This is a genomic window from Kitasatospora sp. NPDC098663 (genome assembly GCF_044760075.1).
GTDB lineage: Bacteria > Actinomycetota > Actinomycetes > Streptomycetales > Streptomycetaceae > Kitasatospora.
The window spans coordinates 1-18,724 of sequence record NZ_JBIWAP010000062.1 but is presented as its reverse complement, the minus strand read 5'-3'; the positions used below and the strand labels follow the sequence as shown (position 1 = coordinate 18,724).

The following is an 18,724-nucleotide window of genomic DNA, read 5'->3' as shown; positions in this document are numbered from 1 at the left end:
GAACACGGGTCCGGACGGGGGAACGACCTGGGTGTGCCTCCCTAGCCGGCCCCGCTTCCTGGCGCACCGGGGCGCCAGGAAGGGGACGCCGACGGCTCGGCGCCCGCCTGCTCGGCCGGCACGGCTGAGGGGTTGTGCCGGGCTACCTGCGACTGCTCCGGCCACGTCCCAGATGCATGCCGCCGAGGACCAAGGCGGCGACGAAGAGCACGGCCCCGATGATGAGCAGCCACAGCAGGCCCTTCACCAGCGCGCCGACGAAGCCGAACACCACGGCAATCAACAGAACGAACAGGAACAGCGCCACGCCAGTCTCCTCACTCGCCGCCCCCGTCGCCAGGACGTCCGCAATCATTGGCGGCCCGAAGCACTGGCTGCAGCAATGCGCAGGGCGGCTGCCGAGTAGTCTCCGGGCGGTGCAACGGAACATCCGGTTCAGCACGTATAGCCAGATATGAGACTTTCCATGCTCGGGGCCTGGGCCGCCACCCGTTCGGCGGCGTGGGCACGCAATGGCCCGAACAGACCGTGAGAGCCGATGGGCTGTCAGTACTCTGATCGACCAGTTGATCTGGCGAGCATACGCGTCGACGAGACGATCGGCCGTTGACACTGCGGATGGAAGCTCCAGATGGGATGCCGGCAGGACCGGGCTGAAAGACGTGCCGACTCCGGGACCCTTGTTGGTCAGCACGAGGAGACATATCCGGCCGCCCCCGGTGATCATCCCGCCCACGGGGGCCCACATCGACCCAGGTCGGGCATGGTTCCACCTTCGGCCTGACCGCCGGAGCACGCGTCAATGTCTCCGCTGGGAGCTCGTGGAGCCGACCGAGCCCGTCCCGGGTTGATCCTGTCGTGGGGGTGGGCTCCAGGCCGTGCGGAGTGCACCATGGTGGCCGGGGGTCGTGGCCGAGGGCCACGCGTGGTGCGGCGGGGCGAAGTGGGAGAGTCGGGTGGCGAGTGAGAGCGGGGATCCGATCGAGCCTTCATGGCCGGAGGAGCCTCCCTGGCCAGTGGGGCCGGGTTGGGAGGGCGACCAGGGGTTGCGCAGCGGCCCAGGACCGGCCCGGATGGAGCTGATGGGCGGCCCACTGGACGGCCTCTACATCGATGGCGCGGCGTGCGGCGCCGCGCAGGCCGCCGCCGGTCTGGTCCTGGTCTCGGGAGCGGGGTGTGCCTACCCCGGCGGCATCTCCCGGTATCAGGTGGACCCACGCTGGCCGGGTAGGTTGTGCTGGGCCGGAGACGAGCCCGGACCCGGTCGGAATGGCTGAGAGAGCGGCGGCGGCAAGGCCAGAGCGGCCGATACACCATGCACGGCGCAAGTGGATCTCGCTGCAGCCGGGTTGAGGCGGCGGAAGCCGGTTAGACGGACGGTTGCATAGCGTTCGTCGACTTCAGAAGGGTACGTGCCGTGGCAGACATCTCCCGCTTGCCCAGAGCATTGGACCATAACTGGAACTGGCAGTTGGACGGCGCCTGCCGTCAAGCGGACAACAGCCTGTTCTTCCACCCCTCGGGTGAGCGTGGCTCCGCTCACGACGCGCGCGAGGAGGCGGCGAAGGCTGTCTGCGCCAGCTGCCCGGTCAGGATCGAGTGTAGACGTCACGCCCTTACGACGCGCGAGCCCTACGGAGTGTGGGGTGGGCTGACGGAGGACGAACGACGGCGCCTTCTCACCCGGCGGACGCCCATCCGCAGCGGCCGGTCCGCAGCCTGACCAGTTGCGCGAACGCCGTCCGCCCGGGCGCCAGCGGCACAGTCGCCTGTACGGCCGGTCGCGCTTCGTGCAGAGCCGGGTCCAGCCGCCGTACGCGGAGACCCCCTATGGGCAGCCGCCTGCTGTCCGAGCTCCGTCCGCAGGCGCCTGTAGTGACGTGCACCAGGATGCGCAGCTACAAGTGTCCGGTCGACCCGATGTGGGGTCTGATGACAGGTCATCGGCCAGGGCTGGGGACCATTCTGGTGGGGTCGAGGCGGAGCCTGGTCGGTTTGCGCGATGCCGTACGCTCACTCAGCCGGCGCAGGCCGAGCAGATCGCGGCCGCGGTATGAGAGTGGCTCGCACCCCGCCCCCCGCAGCGGGCGGCGTTACCTCCTCCACCCGCTGCTCCCGCCGCTGCCCGTCGTGGTGCGCGGTGACGGTAGCGGGGATCGCCCGTGGCGGAGGCGCCAACCCGGGTGCTGGCCATGCGGTTCGGCCGAATGGCGCCGGCGGCACGCGTCGGCGGAGCGGCGGGGCGACGATCGGGATGGGCGCGCGCCGATCGGCGCCGCTCACCAACTCTGATCAGAGGAAAACTCATGACGGACATGTGGGGCTACTCCAGCTCTTCGCAGCACACCACAGGCACCGATCTGACCGGCTACAAGGTCGAAGCGACCGACGGTCACATCGGTAAGGTCGATGACGCGACGGACGAGGTCGGTGCGGCCCTGATCGTCGTGAACTGCAAGCCCTGGTTGATCGGCAAGCACGTCGTCATCCCCGCCGGCACCATCACGCGCGTGGACCATGGCGAGGAGACCATCCACGTCGGGCGGACGAAGGAGCAGATCAAAGACGCCCCGGAGTACGACCCGGACGTGCACAGGAACGACCCCACCTATCGGGCCAACCTCGGCACGTACTACAGCTCGCAGGGACGCTGACAGCAGCCCCTGGACACCTGGGAGCCCGGGACGCCGAAGCGGTCTCGGGCTCCCGCGCGGCGTCGATGACCCGCCCCCTCACCTGTGCGCGTTCAGCAGTCCTGGCGCGGGTCGTCCGGGCCGTGGTGGGCGGGGACACGGTGTCAGCGGCGGACGCCATGGCGATGGCTGCCGAACTCGGCGTCGGGCGGGACGGCTTCATTCTTCCCTGGACCGGGCGCGCCCTGCTGGGAGCCTGCGGCGGTGCTGGGTTCGGCCCGGTCGGCGGCAGCTGCCTGAACGCGGGCTCTGGCCGCTTCGGCCCGGGCATCGGCCGCCTCGACGCGCGCGCCTGCGCCTCCTCGCGCTGCCACCGGCCGATGCGATCCAGGAGCCCGCTAGCGGCTTCGCAGTGATGGCCGCCGGCGAGGACCGGACGCCCATCACCGCCCTGAAGTGCAGCCGGCCACCGCGTCAAACGCACGACCCGCAGTCCCGTTACCACCCCCGCGCGACGAAACCTCCGTGCCCGCGTCGGATTCGGCGACCTCCTGCGCGAACTCGACGCCCTGGCCATCCGAGGGTCCAGTTGCACTCCCAGGCCGTACACGAGCAGGCCCGGCCACGCACCCGATCCGCGTCCTGTGCCCCCTGTGTCGCCGCGGTGACGGAGGGAACACGAGCGGCGGTAACGTCCAGCGCCGAGCGACCACGCCGGCCGGTCGAGAATCCGGGACGGAGACCATCATGTCCAGCAGAGCCCCACACCCCAGCAGGGACGGCGTCGGTGACGGGGCGAGAGATCCGCACGCAGGCGCCGGCCCGGATGGACCGGTTGCTGTGGTCGCGTTGGCACTGGCGGATCGTGATAGGTCTGGGCACGGTGTGGATCCTGGATGGCCTGGAAGTCACGATCGTCGGCAACATCGCCGGCCGGCTCTCTGAAAAGGGCAGCGGGATCGACATCACCTCCGGGCAGGTGACCACCTGGGCGGCCGCGCTGTGTGTGGCCGGGGCGTGCTGCGGGGCGCTGTTCCTCGGCCGGCTCGCCGACCTGTACGGCCGTAAGAAGCTCTTCATGATCACGCTGGCCGTCTACCTGGGCGCGACGGCCCTCACCGCGGTGTCCTGGGCCGCCTGAGGTCACGTTGACCATCCGAGACGGCGCCGAGCGCGCCATCAGCGGCGTCAGGCCCCGGATGAGGATCCAGGCCGCGAGGACGTGGGTGGCGAAAGTCAGTTCCACGCCGTCCGGGGTAAGGGAGCGCTCGTGCGGCATCACGCCGACATCGTTGACCAGCACGTCCACACGGTCCTGCCTGCTGGAGAACTCCCGGAGAAAAGTCCGCAGCTCGGCCAGGCTCGCGAGGTCGCAGTCGGCGGGCACCAGCGCCGGGGCGTGGGCACCGGTGCGCTCGCGGACCGGGCGCTGACCGGCCGACGGGTTGGGCAACGAATCGCTGCCCGACCGGTGCACCAAGGCACTGCCGGCCCTTTCTGCTGCGACTCGCACGGCCAAGGCGCGCACGCGTCGTCTACTGCGCCGGGGCGGGCCAGGGGCGCCCGGCCAGGGCGGCGGCGACGTGGTGCAGGTTGGCCGCCATGGTGCGCCCGGTCGTGTGGGCCCACTCGTGGCCCTTCTGCTCGTCCAGGTAGTCCGGCCCCGGCCCCGGGCCGAGGTGCCAGTACGTCCACGCCTGGGCGGGGATCGTGTAACCGATGTCGACCAGGCCGCCGCAGATCTCGCTGATCACATGGTGGGCGCCGTCCTCATTGCCGGTCACCACGACGCCGGCGACCTTGCCGTAGCCGGCCGGCCGGCCGGCCCTGGTCGTCGGTCTCGGAGATCATGGCGTCCATCCGCTCCAGCACCCGCTGGGCGATCGAGGACGGGCGGCCGACCCAGGTCGGCGACGCGATGATCAGGATGTCGGCGGCGACGACCTTGGCATGGACATCGGGCCACTGGTCGCCGTCGCCCATGTCGGTCTTCACCCCGGGCCTCAGGTCCAGGTCGACCGCCCGCACCGCGTCGACATCCACCCCGCGGGCGGTGAGTTCGGTCTGGACGACCTCTGCCAGAGCCTCGGTGTTCGAGGGCTCCGGAGACGGCTTGAGGGTGCAGTTGATGATCAGAGCTCGCATGCGCCCTCGCATACCCCGCCGGCCGTCGACAATGTGCGCGCTCACCCGGTCGGCCGCCTGCCCCGCCGCCGCCGTACTCGATCGGCGGGCCGCCGGCCTCGCACGCCCTTCCCAGCGAAGGCCGAGGACCGGGCCGGAGCACGGCGATTGGCGGCCGGGCCGGGCCGACCGGTCGCCGCCGCGGCACTGAACGCCGGCGTCGGGCAGGGCGGCGCGTTCCTCGACACCGACCTGACCGACGAGTTCTCGATCATCGACCTCAACATCACCTCGACCGTCCACCTGGCCAACCTGCTCCTACGGGACATGGCGGAGCGTGACGACGGGCGCGTGCTGATCACTTCCACAGCGCCGGCATGGAGGACACCAAGGCCGGCCGGCAGGACAAGGACGCCCCCGCCCAGGTCGCCCGCCAGAACTTCGAGGCGCTGACGGCCGGCAAGGACAAGATCGCCGCCGGATCCGCGAGGACCAAGGCCCAAGGCTTCGCGAACAAGATCCTGCCCTACCGCATCGAGGCCCAGGCCCACCGCAAGATGGCCGAACCCGGCTCAGGCACCGACGCGTAGCCCACCACCTGTGCGGCAACCGGCCGACACGCGGTTTCACCCCGCACCGCCCCGGGCGGCCGACGCCCATGGACCGACGATCCTTCCCCCGGTCGACCGCACCCTGCCCCTGCTCCTGCACGGCTACGCCTGGCTGCCCGAACAGCTGCGCCGCCATGACGGCCCGGCGCTGCGGACCCGCCTGCCCAGGCGGCCTGCCGTCGCGCTGCACGGCCCCGAGGCGGTGCGGTTCTTCTACGACGAGCGCCACATCCACCGCGCCGGCGTCCTGCCCGAGCCGGTTCGCTCCACCCTGTTCGGCCACGGCGCCGTCCACGGCCTCGACGGACCCGAGCATCAGCTGCGCGAGGCGATGTTCCTCGGTCTGCTCGCCGACCCGCACCGGGTGGACCAACTGGTCGACAGCGTCGGAGCGGCCTGGGACCAGTCGGTGCCGCTGTGGCGCGAACGCGGCCGGATCGTCCTGCTGGACGCGGTCGCCGACGTGCTCACCGCAGGCGTCGCCCGCTGGGCCGGACTCACCCTCCGCGACGACGAGGTGCCGACGCCCGCCCGCGACCTGGTGGCCATGGTGGACGGCTTCGCCACCCTCGGCCCGCGCCACTGGCGGGCCCGGCTGGCCCATCGGCGCCGGGAGCGCGAGCTCGCCGGCCTCATCGAGGCCGTCCGCGACGGCTCGATCGACGTTCCGGCAGGTTCCGCGGTCCAAACCGTGGCGCAGCACCGGGACGCCGACGGCGCACCGCTGAACCCGCGGGTTGCGGCGATGGAGCTGCTGAACATCCTGCGCCCGACCGTCGCTGTCTGCTGGTTCGCCGCGTTCGCGGCCCACGCCCTGCACCGCTGGCCCGACAACCGCGAGCGGCTCGCCAAGGACGACCCCGGTTTCGCGACCGCGTTCGCCCAGGAGGTGCGCCGGTTCTACCCCTTCGCCCCGTTCGTGGCCGGAAGGGCCGCCACCGACCTGACCTTCGCCGGCGAGCCGATCCCGGCCGGCACCATGGTGCTCCTCGACCTCTACGGGCACCAGCACGACCCGGCGCTGTGGGGCGACCCGTACGCCTTCCGCCCCCAGCGTTTCCTCGACACACCGCTGATCCCTCAGGGCGGCGACCCGGCCACCGGCCACCGCTGCCCGGGCGAAGCCATCGTGGTCGGCCTGCTGGAGCTGCTCGCGCCGCGCCTGGCCCGGCTCGACTACACGGTGCCCGACAGGGATCTCGCCATCCCGCTCAGCCGGGTGATCGCCCGACCCGACAGCGGCTTCGTCATCGTCTTGGCCTGACGCCCATCCCACCCCGGGCGACAGCTGCGCGGCGAGTTGCTTCCGCGGCCGGTGGCTCAAGGACCGGGGCGGGCGATCGCCCGGCCTCTGTTTCCGAGGCAGCCGACCGGGCAGCCGCTCAACGCAAGAGCTACGGGTGCGTACGGCAGCCGAGGGGCAACCCGGCCGTCGGGCACGCGCCCTTCGGGAACGGCTGAGTGAGGTGGCGCAGATGAAAGCCCTGACCTGGCACGGCAAGCGCGACGTACGGGTCGAGACAGTGCCCGACCCGACGATCAAGGATCCGACCGACGTCATCGTCAAGATCACCTCCAGCGGCCTGTGCGGATCGGACCTGCACCTGTACGAGGTCCTGGGAGCGTTCCTGGAGGAAGGCGACATCCTCGGGCACGAACCCATGGGCACGGTCCAGGACGTCGGACCCGGTGTCACCGAGATCTCCGCCGGCGACCGGGTGGTGATCCCCTTCAACGTCTCCTGCGGCACCTGCCGCACGTGCGGCGAGGGCCTGCACTCGCAGTGCGAGACCACCCAGGTCCACGCCTACGGCAACGGCGCAGCGCTCTTCGGCTATACCAAGCTCTACGGCCAAGTTCCCGGCGGGCAGGCCGAGTTGCTCCGCGTGCCGTTCGGCGACACGCTGCCGATCAAGGTCCCGGACGGGCCGCCGGATGACCGCTTCGTGTTTCTCTCTGATGTCCTGCCCACCGCCTGGCAGGCCGTCGATTACGCCAACGTCCCCAAGGGCGGCAGCGTGGTCGTCCTCGGACTCGGACCCATCGGCGATATGGCGGCCCGTATCGCCCTGTACCAAGGCGCCGAGCGGGTGATCGGCGTCGACCTGGTGCCCGAGCGCCTGGAGCGCGCCAAGGGTCGCGGGGTCACCGTGCTGAACCTCACCGACCACCGCAAGGACCTGCCCGAGGTGATCCGCGACCTCACCGACGGCCGCGGACCGCACGCCGTCATCGACGCGGTCGGCATGGAAGCCCACGGTTCCCCCGCCGCAGAACTCGCCCAGAAGGCAACCGCGCTCCTCCCCAGCCGGATCGGCGCCGCCCTCATGGAACGCGCCGGCATCGACCGGCTCCACGCACTCCACCTCGCCATCGACATCGTGCGCCGCGGCGGCACCATCTCCCTGTCCGGCGTCTACGGCGGCCAGACGGACCCGATGCCGCTGCTCACCATGTTCGACAAGCAGATCCAACTGCGGATGGGCCAGGCCAACGTCCACCGCTGGGTGCCCGACATCCTCCCCCTGCTCCTGGACGGAGACCCGCTCGGCGTCGACGACTTCGCCACCCACCACCTCCCGCTCACCCAGGCCCCCAAGGCCTACGAGATGTTCCAGAAGAAGCAGGACGGCGCCGTAAAGATCATTTTTCGCCCCTGACCCGCCACCGTGGAGGCACCCATGGCACATCTCCTGGGCCGACGCCGCGACAGTCCACGCCTCGGCGAAGGGCCGCCACCAGGCGCCACCCGCACCGCGCTGGTCACCGGCGCCTCCCGCGGGCTCGGCCTGCTCATCGCACGGGAACTCGCCGCCCGCGGCTGGCGCGTGATGCTCTGTGCCCGCTACCAGGACGAACTGCGCTGGGCCGAGCGGCGCCTGGCCGCCGACGGCGCCAGCGTCGCCTCCTGCGCCTGCGACATCACCGCACCCCACGCCCCGCAGCAGCTCATGGACGCCGTCCACGAACACTTCGGCCCGCTCGAGATGCTCGTCAACAACGCCGGTACCATCCAGGTCGGCCCCTTCGACGCACTGGGCGAACAGGACTTCCGCACCGCGATGGAGACCATGCTCTTCGCACCCCTGCGCTTGATCGCCGCCGCCCTGCCCGACCTGCGCACGGCCCCGTCCGGCTCGGTCGTGAACATCACTTCGATCGGAGGCCGGATCCCCGCCCCGCACCTGCTGCCCTACGTGACGGCCAAGTTCGCCGCCACTGGCCTCTCCCAAGGCCTGCGCGCGGAGCTGGCCGCCGCCGGGGTCTCGGTCACCACCGTCATCCCGGGCCTGATGCGCACCGGCTCCCACACCGCCGCCCGATTCCATGGCCAAGCAGCAGCCGAGTACTCCTGGTTCGCCGCCGCCGCCTCACTTCCACTGCTGTCGATGGACGCCGAACGCGCCGCCCGCGCCATCGTCCGCGCCGCCGAGCGCCGGCGCCCCGAACTCGTCCTCACCCCCGCGGCCGTCATCGGTTCCCGCGTCCAGGCATTGGCCCCCGCGACCGCGACCCGGCTGCTGACCCTGGCCGCCCGCCTGCTCCCCGGCCCAGGCCCCGACCGCGACGTACCCGGCGCCGACGCCGCCCGCACCGCCTCCCTCCCCTCCTGGACCACCGCACTGGCCGACCGCGCCGGACACCGGTTCGGCGAACCACCCGTCCACCACTGAGCCCGCTTCCTACACCCGGCCCCGCCGCCGTGCGGGGACCGGGCATATGATCCCCGAGGCGCCCGCTGCCCGGCGCCTGCCGCGAGAAGAGCACTCGCGCCGACACTCCCGGCTGCGGCCACCAATCCGCCCGGGGCGCAGATCCGAACGACGGGTGCGCGACTGAGGCAGACGCGCTCCTACGTGTCCTCGGAGGTCTTCATCTTCATGCCCCACTGCCGGCCCGCCGGCGGCCCATGCCGCCCCGCCACACCGCCGGCCCGGCCTGCACGCGGTACCGGGGAGCGCCGGTGAACACCGCCATCCATCTCTCGGCCCCCCAGCGCCGGGGCCCGGATCTGAAGGAACTGCTCGCCCGGGTCGCTTTCGGCGACCAGGCGGCGTTCGGGCAGCTGTACGACTCGGTCGCCGGGCCGGTGTTCGGCCTGGTGCGGCGGGTGCTGCGCGACCCGGCTCAGTCGGAGGAGGTGCTGCTGGAGGTGTGGCGCAGCGCGGCGCGTTACCAGCCGGAGCGTGGGGAGGTGATGTCGTGGGTGCTGACGATCGCGCACCGCCGGGCCGTGGACCGGGTGCGCTCGGCGCAGGCGGCCACCGAGCGTGAGCAGAGCGCGGCGGCGCGCTCCCACGTGCCGGCGTTCGATGAAGTCGCGGAGCAGGTCGAGGGCAGGCTGGAGCGCGAGCAGGTGCGGCGCTGCATGAAGGGCCTGACGGAGCTTCAGCGCGAGTCGGTCTCCATGGCGTACTACCAGGGCTTCTCCTACCGGGAGGTCGCCGACATGCTCGGGGTGCCGCTGGGCACCATCAAGACAAGGATGCGCGACGGGCTGATCCGGCTGCGTGACTGCCTGGGGGTGGGGTCGTGATGATTTCGGCGGATCTGCACACCATGACCGGGGCGTATGCCGCCCACGCGCTCGACGAACCCGAGCGGGAGGCGTTCGAGCGTCATCTCCTGCAATGCGAGGCGTGTGCGGTGGAGGTGGCGGAGTTCCAGGCCACCCTCGCGCGCCTGGGCGCGGCCGAGACGCTCATGCCATCGCCCGCGCTCAAGGCGCGTGTCCTGGCACAGACCGCCACGACACGTCAGCTTCCTCCGCCGGGCACACCCGGCGAGGCGGTCGCTGCTGAGCGGCGCGGCGGGCGAGGTCGGGCGTGGACGCGGCTGGCACTCGCCGCGTGCGTCGCCGCGGCCGCCGGCCTGGGCGGGATCGCGGTCCAGCAGTACCAGCGTGCCGAGCACGCCACCGTGCGGGCACAGCAGCTGCAGACGCAGCAGGCGCAGCTGACCGCGCTGCTGGCTGCCCCCGACGCGCGGACCGCGACGGCGCGCAGCGGCGGTGGCAGCGGCACGGTGGTGTGGTCGCAGCACCTGGGCCAGGCAGGGTTCTTGGCCGACGGCCTGCCCGCGCTGGCGTCCGGCACGACATACGAGCTGTGGTTCAACGACGCCGGAACCATGCGCCCGGGCGGGCTGCTGGCGGCCTCCTCGGGGACCATGCTCCTCGACGGGAAGATCAAGGACGCGGTCGGGATCGGTGTGACGGTGGAGCCCGCGGGCGGCTCCCCGCACCCGAGCGGGCAGCCGGTGCTGCTCATGCCGTTCAGCTGAACGCCGGCCGGCACCAGGCGGCCCTCATCCCCGTGGTCGGACCCGGGGGTGAGGGCGCCCCGGCTCACGGACGGCCCGGGCGCGGGAGAGCGGTGGTGACGGATGCGGCCTCTGCTGATCCGCTCGCGACCGGCGCGGGCGCCTCGTGCGGCAAGGGGCAGGGGGTCAGCCGTTGCTGTCCACCGCGCCGGGGCGCAGGTCGAGGGTCCAGTTCTGTCCGAGCAGGTCGTGTCCGAAGCTGTGGTGGCGCTCCTCGTCGATAAGGGTGAAGCCGAAGCTCTGGTAGATCCTGCGCGCGGCCGTCAGCACATCGTTGGTCCACAGGTTCACCTGGTCGTAGCCTGCGCCGCGGGCGAAGGTCAGGCACTGCTCCACCAGGCGGGTGCCGAGTCCGAGTCCCCGGCCCTCGGCGGTGACCAGCAGGATCCGCAGTTTCGCCACCCCAGGCTGGTCACCGGCGACCAGGAAGACACATCCCACGCGGCGCCCGTCCAGCTCGGCGATCCAGTCGGCCTCCCGGTGAGGGTCGTGCCCGGCGCCGTACTCGGCGACGATCCTGGCGACCAGGGTCTCGAAGTCGGTGTCCCAGCCGAACTGCTCGTGATAGCTCTCGCCGTGCGCCATCACCACCCATCCGAGGTCACCCGGGCGGTCCGCACTGCGCACCACGAGTTGCTGCCGGCTCCGCTGCGTCATGACGTCTCTCCGTTCCTGTGGCGTGCACCTGTCCGTTCGGCCACGCGAGGCTAGCGGCTCGCTCGGCGGGCGCCGCGCCCGGCCCGTGGCCGGGGCGTGCCGGCCCGCGGGGCACCTCACCGCTTCCGGCGCACGCGGATGCGGGCTCATGGTCACGGGCGGAGCAATCCACGCCGGTGGCTGCTCCGAAGGAGCTGAGAGGACAAGGGTGGGCGAGTCCCGAAAGAGGGGCTGCCCGTGAGGGAGGGCACGATGGTGTTTCCGGTCCAAGAGCGGTCGGCTGGCGCGGCTGCGCGGCCCCACGGCGGCGAGCACGGCGGGACGGTCGCCGTGATCGGGGCGGGTGTCGCGGGTCTGACGGCCGCCTACCGGCTGCACCGCGGGGGACGGGCGGTCGAGCTGTTCGAGGCAGACGCCCGGCTGGGCGGTCACGCCCACACCCAGCAGGCCATCGGCGCGGACGGCCGGACGCTGGCCCTGGACACCGGGTTCCTGGTGCACAACGAGCGGACCTACCCGCACCTGGTGACGCTGTTGCGAGAGCTGGGTGTGGCGACCCGGGAGAGCGACATGAGCATGTCGGTGCGCTGTGACGGCTGCGGGCTGGAGTACGCGGGCGCGCGTGGTGCGGCCGGGCTGATCGCCCGCCCGGGCTCGCTCGGGCGCGGACGGTACCTGCGGATGCTGGGCGAGGTGCCGCGTTTTCACCGCCGGGCCCGCGCGCTGCTGGCCGATCCGGGAGCGGGTGACCCGACGCTGCGCGAGTTCCTCGCGGCGGGCGGCTTCTCGACCTACTTCACGAGCCACTTCATGACGCCGCTGGTCGCCGCGGTCTGGTCGTGCGCGCCGGACGTGGCCGGTGACTACCCGGCGCGGTACCTGTTCACGTTCCTGGCCAACCACGGCCTGCTCTCGATCACCGGATCGCCCAGGTGGCGCACCGTGGTCGGCGGCTCGCGCACCTACGTGGCGAAGATCGCCGAACAGCTGGGCACTGTGCATCGCGGCGCGCCGGTGCGCACGGTGATCCGCCACAGCGACCGCGTGGCGGTCACCACCGAGGACGGTCACACCAGCGAGGTCGACGCCGTGGTGATCGCCACCCACGCCGACCAGACCCTGAACCTGCTCGGCGATGCGACCCCGGCCGAGCAACAGGTGCTGGGGGCGTTCCGCTACTCGCGCAACCCCACCGTGCTGCACCGCGACGCCTCCCACCTGCCCGCCGCACCCAGGGCGCGGGCCTCGTGGAACTACCGGATGGACCACTGCGCGGACGGCGCCGCGGCCGTGCGGGTCAGCTACCACCTCAACCGCCTCCTCGGCCTCCAGGTCGCCGAGGACTACCTGGTGACCCTCAACGAGGACCCCAACCGTCCCGTGGCGGACGAACACGTCGTCTCCCGCACCGTCTACGAGCATCCCGTGTACACGCGCGAGAGCGTGGCCGCCCAGGCTCGGCTGCCCGAACTCACCACCGGCCGGACCGCGTTCGCCGGCGCCTACCACGGCTGGGGCTTCCACGAGGACGGCTGCCGCTCGGGCCTCACGGCCGCCCATGCCCTGCTCGGGGTGAACGCACCGTGACCGCTGGCCCGCCCGCCCCGGTACCCGGAAGCCCAGCGGCCGCGGCCGTGCTGCCGGGCGCGCGGGGCGCGGCGCTGTACGAGTGCCGGATCGCCCACGTGCGCACCAGCCCGGTGCGCCACGCTTTCACGCACCGAACCTTCCTGTGGCTGGTCGACCTCGACCACCTGCCGGTGCTGCCGTGGCCGCTGAGCCTGCTGGCATCCTTCCAGACCCGCGACCACGGCGGCCGGCCGGGCCCGTCACCGCGCGGCGATCTCGAGTGCTACCTGGCCGGCGAGGGCATCGACCTGAGGGGTGGGCGCGTGCTGATGCTCGCCCACGCCCGCTCCTTCGGGTACGTCTTCAACCCACTGACGGTCTACTGGTGCCACGACCACACCGGCCGCCCGGTCTGCACTGTGGCGGAGGTCCACAACACCTACGGCGGCGGCCACCGCTACCTCCTGCGCCCCGATGGGCGCGGCCGGGCCGAGACGGCGAAGGAGTTCTACGTCTCGCCGTTCTTCCCCGTCGACGGCCGCTACCGCATGGCACTGCCCGAACCGGGCGAGCGCCTGGATCTGACCGTCCACCTCGAACGCGAGGGCGGGCGCCCGTTCACCGCCATCGTGCACGGTACCCGCCGCACCGCCACAGCAGCCCGCCTGCTGCTCGCCGCAGCACGGCACCCCTTCTCCACCTGGGCGGTCAGCGCCCACATCCGCCTCCAAGGCATCCGGCTGTGGCTTCGCGGCCTGCCCGTCCACCCCCGCCCCACCGATAGTTCCCATCAGAAGGTCTCCGCCTCATGACCCTGTCCGCCGAACCCCTCGCACCCGCCGCACCGGCCCTGGTCGACGCGGACCACTGGCCGGACGTGGCCCGAACCCCGCACGTACCCGTCCGCGCCGCGGTGGCGCGGCGGCTGCTCGGCCGCATCGCCCGCCGCCGCAGTCTGCGCGTCGAACTCCCCGGCGGCCTCCTGCTGGTTCCTGCCCCCGACTCGGCCCCCACCGTGCGCCTGCACCGGCCCGACGCGTTCTTCCACCGCATCGGCGAGAGCGGCCTGATCGGCTTCGGCGAGTCCTACCAGGCCGGCGACTGGGACTCACCCGACCTGGTCGCGCTGCTCAGCGAACTGGCCACCGCCCCCGAGACGCTGGTGCCCACCGGAGCGCAGTGGCTGCGCCGCCTGTACGTCAAGCGCCCACCCGCCACCGAACTGAGCACCCCGGACAACGCCCGCAGCAACATCCACCGGCACTACGACCTGTCCAACGACCTGTTCGCGCTCTTCCTCGACCCCACCCTGTCCTACTCCTCCGCCGTCTTCCCCACCACGACGGGCGGCACGCCGCTCGCCTCCTGGGACAGCCTGTCCTCGGCCCAGCACCGCAAGATCGACCGTCTCCTGGACCTGGCCCACGTCCGCGCGGGCAGCAAGGTGCTGGAGATCGGCACCGGCTGGGGCGAACTCGCCCTGCGCGCCGCCGCCCGCGGGGCCACGGTCGTCAGCCTCACCCTCTCCGAGGAGCAGCAGGACCTCGCCCAGCGCCGTATCGCGGATGCCGGGTACGCGGACCGGGTCGAGGTGCGGCTGTGCGACTACCGCGCCGTCCAGGGCGAGTTCGACGCGGTGGTGAGCGTGGAGATGATCGAGGCGGTCGGCCGGCCGTTCTGGCCGGTCTACTTCGCCACCATCGACCGCGTCCTGGCCCCGGGCGGGCGGGTGGCGCTGCAGGCGATCACCATGCCGCACGAACGGATGCTCGCCAGCAGCGGTACCTACACCTGGATCCTCAAGTACATCTTCCCCGGCGGCCAGATTCCCTCGCTCGACGCGATCCGCCAGTCCACCGCCCGCCATACGGGCCTGCGCGTCGCGGACTGCGCCTCCTTCGGCCCGCACTATGCCGAAACACTGAGGCTGTGGCGCGAGCGCTTCACCGCTCGCGCCGAGCAGGTCGACGCCCTCGGCTTCGACCAGGTCTTCCGCCGCATGTGGGAGCTCTACCTCGCCTATTCCGAGGCCGGGTTCGCCGCCGGCTACCTCGACGTCCAGCAGATCCTCCTCACCCGCCCGGAGCCGACCCGATGACCACCGCCGCCCAACTGCTCGCCCACCACCTCACCGCCTTGCTCCAGCGTCCGCTGCCGTTCCGGATCAGGGCCTGGGACGGCTCCAGCGCCGGCCCGGCCGGTGCGCCGACCGTGGTGCTGCGCAACCGGCGCGCCCTGCGGCGCCTGCTCTGGCAGCCCGGTGAACTCGGCCTGGCCGACGCCTGGATCAGCGGCGACCTCGACGTCGAAGGCGACCTCGCCCCAGCCCTGTCCCAGGTGCGCGCCGCGCTCGCCGGCACCGGCCCCGTCCGCCCGGGCCTGCGCGAGTGGCCGGCGCTGCTGGGGGCCGCCGCCCGGCTCGGCGTCCTCGGCCCGCGCCCCCAGCCGCCCGGCGGCCGCGCCCGCGTACGCGGCTCGCTGCACAGCCGTGCCCGCGACCGGGCGGTGATCAGCCACCACTACGACCTCTCCAACGAGTTCTACGCCCTGCTCCTCGGCGAGGCGATGGCCTACTCCTGCGCCTACTGGACCCCCAAGAGCGACAGCCTGCAGACCGCGCAGGAAGCCAAGTTCGACCTGATCTGCCGCAAACTCGACCTCACCCCCGGCAGCCGCCTGCTGGACGTCGGCTGCGGCTGGGGCGCACTGGCCGTGCACGCCGCTCGCCACTTCGGCGCCCAGGTCACCGCCGTCACCCTCTCCCAGCGCCAGCACGCCTTCGCCACCGCCGCAGTCGAAGCCGGCGGCCTCACCGACCAAGTGAGCGTGCTGCTGCGCGACTACCGCGAGATCGCCGACGGCCCCTTCGACGCCATCAGCTGCATCGAGATGGGCGAGCACGTCGGCGACCAGCAGTACCCCGCCTTCGCCCGCCGCCTGCACAGCTTGCTGGGGCCCGAGGGCCGCCTGCTGGTCCAGCAGATGTCGCGCTCCACGGTGGCGCCCGGCGGCGGGGCCTTCATCGAAACGTACATCGCCCCCGACATGCACATGCGCCCGGTCGGCGAGACCGTGGCCTTGCTGGAGCACGCCGGACTGGAGGTACGCAACGTCGAAGCGCTGCGCGAGCACTACGCCCGCACCATCGACGCCTGGCACGAACGCCTCGACGAGCACCGCGCCGAGTTCACCGCCCTGGTCGGCGGGCCCTCCGTGCGCCTGTGGCAGCTCTATATGGCCGGCAGCTCCCTCGCGTTCGCCGAACGGCGGATGGGCGTGGACCAGATCCTCGCCATCCGCCCCACCACCACCGGCACCAGCGGCGCACCCGCCACCCCGGCCGACTGGTACCAGGGCAGGGCGTCGTGAACGCCGCCGCCTTCGCGATCAACCTCGCCGCCACGGCCGGCGCCGCCCTCGCCGTGTTGCTCCTGGCCTTCGCGGTGGGGGTGCGCACGGGCCGTCATCGGGGCGTCGACGTCGCCTGGGGCCTGGCGTTCACCGCCGTCGCCTGGACCGGCTACGCCTTCTCCTCCGGACACGGCGACCCCGCAAGGCGCCTGCTCGTCACGGTCCTGGTGACGGTGTGGGGGCTGCGGCTGTCCGCACATATCTGGTCGCGTTCGCGCGGCCACGGCGAGGACCCCCGCTACGACCGGATGCTCGCCAAGGCCAGGCCCGGGCGGCGCAACCTCTACGCCCTGCGCATGGTCTACCTGCTGCAAGCGGCCATCGTCTGGTTCGTGTCCCTGCCCGTCCAGGCAGCCCAGTACCTCACCGGAGCGCTGGGCCCGCTCGCCGTCGCCGCGCTCGCCCTGTGGGCGGTGGGCATGTTCTTCGAGACGGTGGGTGACTGGCAGTTGGCGCGTTTCAAGGCGGACGCGGTCAACCGCGGCAAGGTCATGGACCGCGGCCTGTGGGCCTGGACACGGCACCCCAACTACTTCGGCGACGCCTGCGTCTGGTGGGCCCTGTTCCTGCTCGCCGCCGCCGAGCCGATCGGCTGGGCGTTCGTCCTCAGCCCCGTCCTGATGACCTACCTGCTGGCGTTCGGCAGCGGCAAGCCCCTGCTGGAACGCAAACTCGGCTCCAGCAAGCCGGGGTGGGACGAATACGTCGCCCGCACCAGCGGCTTCCTTCCCCGCCCCCCGCGCCGATGAGCCCGCCATGGTGGGCGGGACGCGCCCCGACAACGCCTGAGTCCCCACTGGCGGACCCTGCCAGCCACGACGCCGACACCGCGACGGCCGCAGCGGACAACCACGGGGCGGACCGGCTGCTCGTGCGGCACTTGCCAGAACGGCCCGCAGCCGCCGTGCTCCTGCTGCACGGTGGGAAAGCGGACAGCCTCCGGCCGGTGCCCCGGCTCAGCCTGCCCGAACTGCGGATGCGCTTCTTCGCCGCCGAGATCGGCCATCGCCCGTGGGGCCAAGATGTCCTCCTCGCACAGGTCCGCTACCGCTGCCGCGGATGGAACGGGCACTACGCCGACCCGGTCCACGACACCACCAGTGCGCTCGATGCCCTGTCCCAGCTGGCGCCGCAGGCACCGGTGGTCCTGATCGGCCACTCGATGGGCGGCCGCGCGGCCCTGGCCGCCGCCGGAGGCGAAATGGTGCGCGGCGTCGTGGCGCTGGCACCCTGGGTTCCGCCCGGCGAGCCCGTCGCCCACCTGCTCGGCAAAGCAGCCGTGTTCCTGCACGACGAGGACGACACCGTCACCTCCGCGCAGCAGACGTGGGCCTTCGCCCGCCGGGCACGGGCCGCCGGAGCCGACGTCCAGACCGCGGCGATGCCCGCCGGCGGCCACGCCATGCTCCGTGGCGCCCACCGGTGGCACCGTGCGGCCGCCGACTACACGGCCGCGATCTTGGCCTGGGGATGCCGACCTGCCGGGACCGGACAGCACAACCACGTACGCTGACCGCCACTCGGCACCGGCCGGTCCGGCCGCCCCATCAGGTCGCCGAGAACGCACCGGGCCGTGGCTCGCATAAGTCTGCGGCCCGGCTGGTGCTGCTCCGTCCGGGTCAAATTGAGCTCGGGCAGCCATCCGGCACGAAAGCGCCCTCGAAGCACTGGTGCGCGTTTCTCGTACCGGCCCCCAACCCAGCCGGAACGAAACACGCGGGCGGGGCCCGGAACTCAGGCCGGGCCCCGCCGCCCCCAGCCGCCCGGCCGCCTGACTACCGGGCACCGTGCGCTCGCGCCCGCTGAACTGTCCACACTCCCGGATCCGACGCAGCACGGCCCCGGGTCTCGCCCGCCGCTTGCCTTCAGCCGCCGGCCGATCCTGCCACTGGGGCCGTATACAGCGCTAATACTGATGCTCCGTCACTCAGACGGGTGAATCCGGGTTTTTGTGGGGGAGCCGGGCAAGCCGGTGGCCCGGCCGCGCCGAAGGCATCACGTACGAGCCCGCGGACCGGCGGGCTCCGGCCTGAGACGGGAGCATGATGGCCACTGAGCACATCGACACCCGGCTGCTCGAAGAACTCACCGAGCAGTCGCAGGATCTGAACAGCGACGCCGTGAAGATCACACGCAGCGCGCTGATCGACTTCGGGCAGGCGGCCGAGCCGATGCCGCGCCGGTGGTGGCAGCGCGGCGGGCTGCTCGCCGGCGCTGCCGGGATGGCCGCTCTGCTGGGCGCCAACCGTGCGTTCGCCGACTCGCCCTCGCCCTCCGCGTCGGGCTCCAAGTCCATGGCGGACGACATCATGGCGCTGCAGACCGCCGCGTCGATCGAGAACCTGGCGATCAGCGTCTACCAGACCGCGGCCGGGCTGCCGTTCATCAAGGACGGCA

General features: G+C 72.2%; 16 protein-coding genes and 4 pseudogenes. 16 read left to right on the top strand and 4 right to left on the bottom strand.

The features are described from left to right. Window positions 1–142: 142 nt before the first annotated feature. Complete coding sequence (locus ACIQVZ_RS38440; RefSeq protein WP_402456721.1) at window positions 143–307, bottom strand: hypothetical protein; 165 nt, start codon at window positions 305–307, stop codon at window positions 143–145. Window positions 308–1,417: 1,110 nt separating this feature from the next. Between ACIQVZ_RS38440 and ACIQVZ_RS38435 the strand changes: the two genes are divergently transcribed. The 3 genes and pseudogenes from ACIQVZ_RS38435 to ACIQVZ_RS38425 all read left to right on the top strand — a co-directional run. Next, on the top strand, window positions 1,418–1,723 hold the full coding sequence (locus ACIQVZ_RS38435) for a WhiB family transcriptional regulator (RefSeq protein WP_402456719.1): 306 nt from the start codon (window positions 1,418–1,420) through the stop codon (window positions 1,721–1,723). Window positions 1,724–2,306: 583 nt separating this feature from the next. After that, window positions 2,307–2,654, top strand: coding sequence for a PRC-barrel domain containing protein (locus tag ACIQVZ_RS38430; RefSeq protein WP_402456717.1), 348 nt, complete (start codon window positions 2,307–2,309; stop codon window positions 2,652–2,654). A gap of 805 nt (window positions 2,655–3,459) precedes the next feature. Further along, window positions 3,460–3,771, top strand: a pseudogene (locus ACIQVZ_RS38425) (MFS transporter); the annotation flags it as partial. A 54-nt stretch (window positions 3,772–3,825) separates the two neighbouring features. Here ACIQVZ_RS38425 and ACIQVZ_RS38420 read toward each other — a convergent pair. After that, window positions 3,826–4,020, bottom strand: a pseudogene (locus ACIQVZ_RS38420) (short-chain dehydrogenase); the annotation flags it as partial. 148 nt (window positions 4,021–4,168) lie between these two features. Further along, window positions 4,169–4,778, bottom strand: a pseudogene (locus tag ACIQVZ_RS38415) (flavodoxin family protein). Between the two features lie 356 nt (window positions 4,779–5,134). Between ACIQVZ_RS38415 and ACIQVZ_RS38410 the strand changes: the two are divergent. The 6 genes from ACIQVZ_RS38410 to ACIQVZ_RS38385 all read left to right on the top strand — a co-directional run bounded on the left by ACIQVZ_RS38410 (window position 5,135) and on the right by ACIQVZ_RS38385 (window position 10,651). Next, window positions 5,135–5,347: a hypothetical protein gene (locus ACIQVZ_RS38410; protein WP_402456715.1), complete on the top strand. Its 213-nt coding sequence runs from the start codon at window positions 5,135–5,137 to the stop codon at window positions 5,345–5,347. 10 nt (window positions 5,348–5,357) lie between these two features. Beyond that, window positions 5,358–6,632, top strand: a complete 1,275-nt coding sequence (locus ACIQVZ_RS38405; RefSeq protein WP_402456713.1) for a cytochrome P450 — start codon at window positions 5,358–5,360, stop codon at window positions 6,630–6,632. A gap of 211 nt (window positions 6,633–6,843) precedes the next feature. Beyond that, entirely contained in the window at window positions 6,844–8,028 is a 1,185-nt protein-coding gene (locus tag ACIQVZ_RS38400) for a zinc-dependent alcohol dehydrogenase (RefSeq protein ID WP_402456711.1), read from the top strand. A gap of 21 nt (window positions 8,029–8,049) precedes the next feature. Continuing rightward, a complete protein-coding gene (locus tag ACIQVZ_RS38395) occupies window positions 8,050–9,042 on the top strand; it encodes an SDR family NAD(P)-dependent oxidoreductase (RefSeq protein WP_402456709.1) in 993 nt (330 codons plus the stop codon). 290 nt (window positions 9,043–9,332) lie between these two features. Continuing rightward, entirely contained in the window at window positions 9,333–9,905 is a 573-nt protein-coding gene (locus ACIQVZ_RS38390; protein WP_402456707.1) for a sigma-70 family RNA polymerase sigma factor, read from the top strand. Beyond that, entirely contained in the window at window positions 9,905–10,651 is a 747-nt protein-coding gene (locus tag ACIQVZ_RS38385; protein WP_402456705.1) for an anti-sigma factor domain-containing protein, read from the top strand. The genes ACIQVZ_RS38390 and ACIQVZ_RS38385 overlap by 1 nt, the downstream gene beginning before the upstream one ends. A gap of 165 nt (window positions 10,652–10,816) precedes the next feature. Here ACIQVZ_RS38385 and ACIQVZ_RS38380 read toward each other — a convergent pair whose 3' ends face one another. Next, window positions 10,817–11,347 carry a GNAT family N-acetyltransferase gene (locus ACIQVZ_RS38380; protein ID WP_402456703.1) on the bottom strand — a complete coding sequence of 177 codons (531 nt, stop codon included), beginning with the start codon at window positions 11,345–11,347 and terminating at the stop codon, window positions 10,817–10,819. A 252-nt stretch (window positions 11,348–11,599) separates the two neighbouring features. Here ACIQVZ_RS38380 and ACIQVZ_RS38375 point away from each other — a divergent pair, with 252 nt between their 5' ends. From ACIQVZ_RS38375 to ACIQVZ_RS38345, 7 genes and pseudogenes are all read left to right on the top strand, one after another. Continuing rightward, window positions 11,600–12,934, top strand: coding sequence for an NAD(P)/FAD-dependent oxidoreductase (locus tag ACIQVZ_RS38375; protein WP_402456701.1), 1,335 nt, complete (start codon window positions 11,600–11,602; stop codon window positions 12,932–12,934). A gap of 47 nt (window positions 12,935–12,981) precedes the next feature. Next, on the top strand, window positions 12,982–13,728 hold the full coding sequence (locus ACIQVZ_RS38370) for a DUF1365 domain-containing protein (protein WP_402456749.1): 747 nt from the start codon (window positions 12,982–12,984) through the stop codon (window positions 13,726–13,728). Then, window positions 13,725–15,014, top strand: coding sequence for a class I SAM-dependent methyltransferase (locus ACIQVZ_RS38365; protein ID WP_402456699.1), 1,290 nt, complete (start codon window positions 13,725–13,727; stop codon window positions 15,012–15,014). Before ACIQVZ_RS38370 ends, ACIQVZ_RS38365 begins: the two co-directional genes overlap by 4 nt. Next, a complete protein-coding gene (locus tag ACIQVZ_RS38360) occupies window positions 15,011–16,285 on the top strand; it encodes a class I SAM-dependent methyltransferase (protein ID WP_402456697.1) in 1,275 nt (424 codons plus the stop codon). Before ACIQVZ_RS38365 ends, ACIQVZ_RS38360 begins: the two co-directional genes overlap by 4 nt. Continuing rightward, on the top strand, window positions 16,282–17,076 hold the full coding sequence (locus tag ACIQVZ_RS38355) for a DUF1295 domain-containing protein (protein ID WP_402456695.1): 795 nt from the start codon (window positions 16,282–16,284) through the stop codon (window positions 17,074–17,076). Before ACIQVZ_RS38360 ends, ACIQVZ_RS38355 begins: the two co-directional genes overlap by 4 nt. A 122-nt stretch (window positions 17,077–17,198) precedes the next feature. Beyond that, window positions 17,199–17,840 carry an alpha/beta fold hydrolase gene (locus ACIQVZ_RS38350; RefSeq protein WP_402456693.1) on the top strand — a complete coding sequence of 214 codons (642 nt, stop codon included), beginning with the start codon at window positions 17,199–17,201 and terminating at the stop codon, window positions 17,838–17,840. Window positions 17,841–18,369: 529 nt separating this feature from the next. Further along, window positions 18,370–18,724 (top strand): annotated as a pseudogene (locus ACIQVZ_RS38345) (ferritin-like domain-containing protein); the annotation flags it as partial.